The organism is Spirosoma pomorum (genome assembly GCF_054776615.1).
On sequence record NZ_BAAHBP010000013.1, the window covers coordinates 1 to 7,980 of the forward strand.

Annotated in this window: 6 protein-coding genes; 2 read left to right on the plus strand and 4 right to left on the minus strand. The window is 41.0% G+C overall.

Annotation, left to right across the window (positions count from 1 at the left end; all coding sequences use genetic code 11):
* Positions 1-409 precede the first annotated feature (409 nt).
* A complete protein-coding gene (locus ACYVAD_RS09835; protein ID WP_461139312.1) occupies positions 410-1,777 on the plus strand; it encodes a serine hydrolase in 1,368 nt (455 codons plus the stop codon).
* 86 nt (positions 1,778-1,863) lie between these two features.
* Here the strand turns inward: ACYVAD_RS09835 and ACYVAD_RS09840 are convergent, their stop codons facing one another.
* Positions 1,864-2,934, minus strand: coding sequence for a PDDEXK nuclease domain-containing protein (locus tag ACYVAD_RS09840; protein ID WP_461139313.1), 1,071 nt, complete (start codon positions 2,932-2,934; stop codon positions 1,864-1,866).
* A gap of 514 nt (positions 2,935-3,448) precedes the next feature.
* Here ACYVAD_RS09840 and ACYVAD_RS09845 point away from each other — a divergent pair.
* Positions 3,449-4,624, plus strand: coding sequence for a peptidylprolyl isomerase (locus tag ACYVAD_RS09845; RefSeq protein WP_461139314.1), 1,176 nt, complete (start codon positions 3,449-3,451; stop codon positions 4,622-4,624).
* Positions 4,625-5,099: 475 nt separating this feature from the next.
* On the opposite strand, the gene ACYVAD_RS09850 is transcribed toward ACYVAD_RS09845, so the two are convergent.
* From ACYVAD_RS09850 to ACYVAD_RS09860, 3 genes are all read right to left on the minus strand, one after another.
* Entirely contained in the window at positions 5,100-6,101 is a 1,002-nt protein-coding gene (locus ACYVAD_RS09850; protein ID WP_461139315.1) for a CgeB family protein, read from the minus strand.
* 68 nt (positions 6,102-6,169) lie between these two features.
* Positions 6,170-6,583, minus strand: coding sequence for a hypothetical protein (locus ACYVAD_RS09855; protein ID WP_461139316.1), 414 nt, complete (start codon positions 6,581-6,583; stop codon positions 6,170-6,172).
* 57 nt (positions 6,584-6,640) lie between these two features.
* The gene (locus ACYVAD_RS09860; RefSeq protein WP_461139317.1) at positions 6,641-7,723 is read right to left on the minus strand and encodes a DUF6973 domain-containing protein; all 1,083 of its coding nucleotides are present in this window, start codon (positions 7,721-7,723) and stop codon (positions 6,641-6,643) included.
* Positions 7,724-7,980 lie beyond the last annotated feature (257 nt).

Genomic DNA, 7,980 nt, shown 5'->3' on the forward strand with positions numbered 1-7,980 from the left:
TGAAAACGATTATTATTTAAAGTTGTCAAAAACTACGCACTAAACTGTCCCGCTAAATCGAACCACCTCACATCTGATTTTCTTCGCGAAAGAAGTCATTAGACAATTAAGAGTGCTACCCTTTCAACAACTTTCTCAAAATAACGCTCCCGCCCGAGACTGAGGAAAATCTCCATGTGCTCATTCCGGGCGTTTTCTGAAACGGTGTCTAACATAATATTTCTTACTTTGGCTAATTGATAAAAGGTGACCGTTGTAAAAGTTGCCACTGTTATTGGTGGACACTTTAAGTAGTTAGCTAGTAGATGATCTTGGCACACAAACCAGCGGTTGAGGGCTAATTCAGACTTTCGCAACAACCACATAGCTGTACGACTGAATTATAATCAACTTTTTTTACTAGTTGTTCATGAAAAGACTCGTTATTCTCTTCCTGTTTGGGTGGTATTTCATACCCATAAACTCTTCAGCCCAAGTACAGAATGAGAGGCAACTTTCAGCCCAGTTTGACCAGATATTGGCCGAGCAATTCAAAACGGAAGGGCCCGGCTGTGCAGCTTTAGTGGCCCATAAAGGGAAACCTATCTACCAAAATGCGTTTGGCAAAGCTGACTTAGAATTGAATGTGCCGATGCGGCCTGAGATGGTCTTTTCGATTGCCTCAATTACCAAGCAGTTTACGGCCATGGCTATCCTTCAACTCATGGAGCAAGGCAAACTTTCCCTACACGACCCTGTTACTCGTTTCCTTCCCAACTATCCCACTCTAGGCAAACCCATCACGATTGAAAACCTGCTGACTCACACTTCAGGCATTAAAAACATCACCGAGATTAGTCAATTTTGGGAACAAAGTCGCCAGAAAATGACGCCTTTAGCTATGATCGATCTATTTAAAGATCAACCCTTGGAGTTTGAGTCGGGCACTCAGTGGCATTATTCAAATTCGGGGTACATCCTGTTAGGACAAATTATTGAAAAGGCATCGGGTAAAACGTATCCTGAGTATCTGAAAGAGATGTTTTTCGAACCATTGCGAATGACTCATTCGTCTTATTATGAGGAGGCCAAACTCATAAGTAATCGAGTGCATGGTTACCAACTCAGTAAAGATGGGAAGAACCAAAATGCGGAGTATATTAACCTAGAATCGGGCTATTCTACGGGGGGTATTCTCTCAACCGTTGCCGATTTATGGATTTGGCACCAGGCGGTACATGGCCATAAATTAGTCAGCCAAGAGACGCTGGCTAAAGCCTGGACTCCTTACCGCTTGACTACGGGCCAGCTCACGGATTACGGGTATGGTTGGTTCATCGATTCGCTTCAGAATAGCCCGCTTATTTGGCACAGCGGTAGCATCAATGGCTTTCGTTCATACTGTCTTTATTTACCCCATGAAGACGTATTCGTGACGGTGTTGTCTAATTCGATTGATAAGAACCCAGCCTATGTTTCTAAACGAATAGCCGCTCTAGCGAGTGGAAAACCCCTGTTGATAGACCAACAACGTGATCTCCATCGGCTCGAGAGGTACGTAGGCAAGTATGAAGATGGCACTAAGAATACGTATACAATCACGCGTGAAGGAGATCAGTTCTTCGCTACCCTCCCCTCCAATAGCCAGAAGTTACCGATTGTTCCTGCCACTCAGACCAAGTTCCTGTTCAGAGATACCAACGCTGAAGTTGACTTTAGTCAGGACAGATCGGGTACTACCCTGATGCAAACCCGGATTTACGGTGGGCCAACTAGTCTGGCTAAGAAAATAAACTAAAGTTTTCGCAACCCTATGATTCTCGAATAACCCTCATTAGTGAGACAAAGAGGTATTTATTTATGCCATTGTCTCATTATACAACGTCATCTGATTATATCGTCTGCTTCTGTGGAATCATCTTCTTGACGTAAGCGCTCCTCAATCTCCTCAATTGACGGTAAGGTGCTTTGCAAGTCGGTTGGCAGAGACTCCATCAACCGGTACTCAGTGATGCCGATTGGCTTGTTCATGTCCCGCAGGGCGTATTCGGCCATCAGCTGGTCATGACGACGGCAGATCAGTAGGCCGATACTGGGGTTATCTAACTCGCTTCGTAGTTGATCATCTACGGCCGAGAGATAGAAGTTTAACTTTCCCACGAACTCGGGCTCAAACTCGACTACCTTCAGCTCAATCACTAGATAAGAATGCAGCTTAAGGTGATAAAACAACAGATCTAAGGTGAATTCGCGCCCAGACACCTCAAGGGGATACTGCCGCCCAACAAAAGCAAAGCCTTTGCCCAACTCGAGCATGAACTGAACCAGGTGATTGACTAAGCCCTCTTCCAGGTCCCGCTCTTTATACTTCTCGGTCAAACTCAGAAAGTCGAACAGGTAGGGGTTTTTCAGCGACTGCTGGGCCAGATCTGATAGGGGTTCGGGTAGGGTTCGCTCAAAGTTGGAGATCGCCTGGCCAGTGCGTTGTTTATAGTTTGACTCAATCTGCTGAACCATTACATCCCGTGACCAGCCATTCTCGACCGTTGCCCGCATGTAATACAGGCGTTCATCCAGGTCCTTTACTTTGTCCAACAGGGTGGTATGATGGTACCAGGTCAATTTTGCAGGCGTCGCCTGCAAAATTGACTCTCCGCCAAATTGATGGTCCGGATAAGCGGCCGCGAAGGCCTTCATGTAACGCAAGTTGCGGGGCGACATGCCCTTCATGGTAGGGAATTCCGCCTTCAGATCAGCCACCAATCGATCGACTACTTTTTGCCCCCAACCCTGTAGCTTTTCTTGCTCAAGAATAATGGCGCCGATGCGCCAGTAAAGTGCCAGTAGTTCGGCATTGGCTGCAAACGTGGCCCGTAACTGAGTGGTTCGGATTTCACGTTTTAGTTTATCCAGCAGTTGGATATAGCCAGCTGGTTGGCTATTGGATGGAAGCATCAACGTCAGTACGGCTTGATCAAGATCGAAGATACCAGTAAAAGCGCTATGATGCGGTTATGATGGGTTAGTTTTGGCTGCAAGCCTAATAGTAAGCTAACTCATTGACGAACTAGCCAAGCAGTATGAGACCAGGTACTAATCGATTAGTTAAGTATGTCTTTTACTGGAACGTTATTTAAAACCAAACATCTCACTGAACACTCTACAACTAGACGAAGAAACCTTCATGCGTGTGCTTCGTAAATTGGGCATTTGCTGAAACGGGTAACACAGGCCAATTCTGACTATTTTCGTCAGATCAGACGTGTTTTCAGTTCATTCTTAATAATGCTTAAATCTGAGAACCTACTTTGTAATTAACCTTGGTCCTATATAACCTTGCCGATCTTTGGCTTCCAAGTCCACCGATCCGGCGACAGGGTAAACGCCCCGGTTGGTAGGGTCAGATTTTGAATTTGGGCTCTCGGTTGACAATACAAACGCCCCAGCAAGGCTAATTCTGATTAATGACATGTCAAAACAGATAATTAAAAGATTACTCTTTGCCTCTTCGCTGTCATTGTGTACGATAGTAAAAGGGCAGGTTCACAGTATAAAAACAAACAACGATATTCAATATATTGACTCAACAGCTAAAGTCACAATTGATTCTATCTATAATCTATTAGTCGCTGGACATGACTTTAGAGATTTAGCATTTAAATACTCACAAGACGCAAGTTCTTACAAACAGGGTGGCGAGTTAGCTTTTACCACTATGAAGGAATATGTAAGCGAGTATCGCAATGCTATTTTGGGATTAACCTTGAATGGAATATCAAAACCATTCAGAACCAAATTCGGGTATCATATAGCCCAATTGTTATCGAAAAAAGACAGTATATATCGTACTAAGCATATCTTAATTCGCGTAGTCAAACCACGAAGATATCATTCAGTTGTATCTAATAGCTCCACTGTTGATGGGCTGAACTCTATTACGTATTTAAATTCCTCTTCCAATTATAACAGTTTTTACAAAAAGTGTATCTTAGTTAATGGAATACCAATATTAAGTTCGCAAAAAGTTGATGACCATGCTTTATATAATGCAAAAGATATAGTGGCTTTTATGACAAGTATTCTGCAACCTAAGATACTACATAAGTTGAAAGAAAATAAGTTAAAAATTGTCATAAAGGCTGAAGCAGAAGTAACCACAGATATTCCTGAGCATAAAGATTTATACAAATTTTATAAAAATACCAATTGGAATAATTTAAGAGGTTTAGGAGCAACACATGAGTGGCCTGTTAGTAGTTGTGCTGAGGAGAATTTACTGTGCAGGTTTTATGATTTACATAAAGGTTATGACATATTAGTACATGAATTTGCTCATGCAATCCATCAGTTAGGGATTAACGATACAGATAAGCAATTTGACAGAAGACTGAAAAATATATGGAAACAAGCAAAGAAGGAAAGGCTTTGGAATAATACATATGCTATCACTAATCGTGAAGAATACTTCGCTTGTGGTGTGCAGTCTTGGTTTCATGTGAATGGCGAGTCTAATCCAGAAGATGAAATGGATAATCTTGGCAATACAAGGTCTAAGCTAAAGGAATATGACCCACGCTTATATGAGTTGCTTAAAGAGTATTTTCCAATGAGCGATCTTTACGTTAGTTGCAACTGTGGTGATTAAAGATAGACGATGACGAGGGGAGTTATAGTTTCGCTCCGCGTGGATGGCTTGCCGGGCGACAGGACGCTCGTCCCGAGGGAAAGCAGGCAGTCCAACAAACCGAAAGTGTAAAGGCAGCGGCTATGTGTGTTCAGTGGAGCAGTTGGCAAACCATCAACATTCAGGGGTATTAGGTGGAAAAAAGAGCTAATAGAGTAGTGGTTGGCCCTCGTAGTTAGAAAATCTTACGTTCTAGCTCCATCTCTTAAAAGGATCCCACTTAAGACGAGGGACTATCTATAATTCGGGTGTTTTTTAGCTTGGCTTATTCTATATTCTTCTGTTTATCGCCCACCCTTGTCTGAGTTATACATTGATTTTAAATAGAGGATCATAAATGTTACAAATCTTTTAATCCGCAAATTGCAATTGATTTCATTAAGAAGACATCGATATGGGCAGCAAAGACCGGGATCATGCTTTGCTTCAGCAAGTATCAATAATTCGTCACTACTTTTAACCAGCTCTCAAATGAATATTTTTCTATAATTTCATTATCTATATATATATAAGGCCTTTGCAAAAATTCGTCAATTTCCTTTTCGTTATCTTTAGTTAAGATAAAAAAATTATTAGGATGATAAAAGTCTTCGTTCACTACAGAAGAATTCGTCGTAATAACTTTCTTTCTTAACTTAAGCCCATCAAAAATTCTGAAAGAAAATCCTGAATGGTGTACCATTTTAACATCTATAATTATCTCACTATTTTGAATCAGCTTTAGTTGTTCTTCGTAAGGAACAATAGACCGTATACAATTGAAGTTTTGCTTTACGTAATCAGGAAGTTGTTCCTGCTCAGCTTCACTACACACCAAATCGAATCGTATCATTGAGATTCGATGAGACAGGTATTGATGAAGGGATTGAATAAAGTCTAAGCGAAAGGGATTAAATGAGCTGATGTAGTAAATTTTATTTTGAATAGCCTTTGGATTAGTGCCGAGCGATGGATAAGTAAAATAAAAGTTGGGTGCGTAGGAGACCCCGTATTGCCCGAATGCGCCTAACTCTGTTTTATCAAATATATAGAAGTAATCGAAAAGGGGGACTAATGGTAGAACATGTTGATTATATGTCAACCCATCATAAAAAAAAGAGATGAATTTATGGCTTCTTCTTTTAGCCTCTTTCAATAAATATTCAGAAAAAACATCAGCTCTGAGTACTAGACATATGTCATAGTATTGTTGTGACTTAACTAAAGATAGCCGCTTCTGTTCCTTGTATAGGTTCTGCGCTTTTTGATTAGACATTTTCCCTTCTGGGAAGATCTTCCTTAAAAGATACTTTATTTTAATTGACAAATCTTTTAAAGTAAATCGATAATAATTATTATGAACAACGGTAACGTCGTATTCTAAGTGTTTCAGATTTTTCTCAATTACTTTATATAACTGGTAATCCCAAGGCGCAATAAGTAAGAATTTTTGGTTCATTCTACTTTAGAACATGATATTAAGAAGGCATAATGCTATAATAAATAAACTAATGGGTGAGAAAATTATCATAAGCATGTATTAGTTGGCTGACCAGGCATAGCTAAAGTATCAAGAGTGCGCAAACCATCGATAGACTTGACGGCTTCTTCTAGAACGTCTTTTCTTACGCTCTTCCAGTAGCAAGCAGGTCCATCAGGAGGACTAACTTCTAGACTCAAAATCTCTTCGCTCTTGTTGTACCACAGCGCATTTTCGGGATGCTCTGAAGGCAGTGGGTTGTTTTTTGCGTACTTTATTCTGTACGGTGCATTCCTCGGTAGCGAATCGTAATTTTTGAGAAAATAAGCAAGCGCCTTGTTTTGGCCTTCAACTCGACTACTAAACGAACCTAGATCGCGGTATCGACTGAGAATACCTGGCTCGTTACAACTAAAAGCAGATACGAATACTAGAAGCAATGAAAATGAACGATATTTCATATAATCTGAAATGAATAAGGCGAGCTATCAAAGTACTTTGATAGCTCGCTATTTTATTTATTGTGGGCAACCAGCAGGAACTGGGAGAATATAATATAACCTGTTATGCATCAAACCCACCGCTGTGCCATATAGGTATTCCCAACCACCGAACTGTGCTGGCAGGGTAATAGCGGCATTGCATACGCTGAAACTACGAATTTGCTCCGATTCCTGCCAATAATTGAAGATATCACCTTCAGAAGGTATGTTTAGCGAAACTGGCCAAACACCACCACCGTAGTGAGCATTGAACCAAGAGCGAGCAGATAGATTATTATGTAAATCCATTGCTGTGTGGTTAGAGTATAGACGGTTACCATTATTATCACATTCGTGATCGCTTGTAATATTACGAGTGAAATAAATGGCTTGATTCTTTGAATAACCAATCATCATTGCTTCCCGTATGATTAGACAGCTCCAAACAGCATGCTGGAAGGCGTTTCCAGGATAGCCATCTTGCGCTCCCGAAGAGCCTCCTGCTCCTGGTGCTGAACCATATCTAGCCGAAGATTCAGACATGGCTTTTGTAGAAGCGTAGGCATATCTCGAAATCATTGAAGCATTGTTTTGTAAATGCTGCCATTCTAGGTCATTGAGACTGCCAAAACCAATTCTAGCACCAGCCCCGCCCTTTAATCGCTCTTCAGTTGCTGGTTTGAGTTCGTTCTTCATCAGACCATTATAATATCGAACGACAACATCAGAATTTTCTCTTACTGATTTCTCGTCTTTAAAATCAGGGAAATCATGTATAATTCTGTTTAAATGCGCTGATTTAAGGGGGTTTTGGCTCAGATCAGGATACTTTTCTACAATTGGCTTTGCAACTTCTGCCAGCTCTTCCAGTGATAAAGTTGCTACCCGGCCATTCGCATTACTTTGCTTTACCACTACAGGGTAGAATACTGATTTTGGGACACCAATCGGAATCAATACCCGTAAACCACTTAGGGTATCCTCCCGAAAACCAGTTTCTGCTGATCCAGAGACATCAGATGTAGGGACTACGCCTGAATTGGGAGACATGCAGGAGGTAACGAGGTAGCTGGTAGACATGACTGATGCTACCAAAATCGGTAATAAATTTTTTTTCATTACTTTTAACTGGTTTAGTGGAAACATTGAACAATCTCAAAGCCCCGCTCCTGTCGCCAAACTGTTGCGGGGCTTTGTTTTACAAACATCTGCGTATATGGTAGTTAAAACAACTAGTTGTTATCTATTATCAAATAATTTATAATTGTATTTCTACAACGTCCATAGACCTACATAAGCAGTTATGCTTAGAGCGTGTTTTGGAATTAGATTTGGCTTGATGGCTGTATTCGTTGTAACATAATCTGAATGTTGGC

Bases quoted from the DNA above. Each gene is read 5' to 3' on its own strand.
- ACYVAD_RS09835 (WP_461139312.1), top strand. From the start codon at position 410: ATGAAAAGACTCGTTATTCTCTTCCTGTTTGGGTGGTATTTCATACCC.
- ACYVAD_RS09840 (WP_461139313.1), bottom strand. From the start codon at position 2,934: ATGCTTCCATCCAATAGCCAACCAGCTGGCTATATCCAACTGCTGGAT.
- ACYVAD_RS09845 (WP_461139314.1), top strand. From the start codon at position 3,449: ATGTCAAAACAGATAATTAAAAGATTACTCTTTGCCTCTTCGCTGTCA.
- ACYVAD_RS09850 (WP_461139315.1), bottom strand. From the start codon at position 6,101: ATGAACCAAAAATTCTTACTTATTGCGCCTTGGGATTACCAGTTATAT.
- ACYVAD_RS09855 (WP_461139316.1), bottom strand. From the start codon at position 6,583: ATGAAATATCGTTCATTTTCATTGCTTCTAGTATTCGTATCTGCTTTT.
- ACYVAD_RS09860 (WP_461139317.1), bottom strand. From the start codon at position 7,723: ATGAAAAAAAATTTATTACCGATTTTGGTAGCATCAGTCATGTCTACC.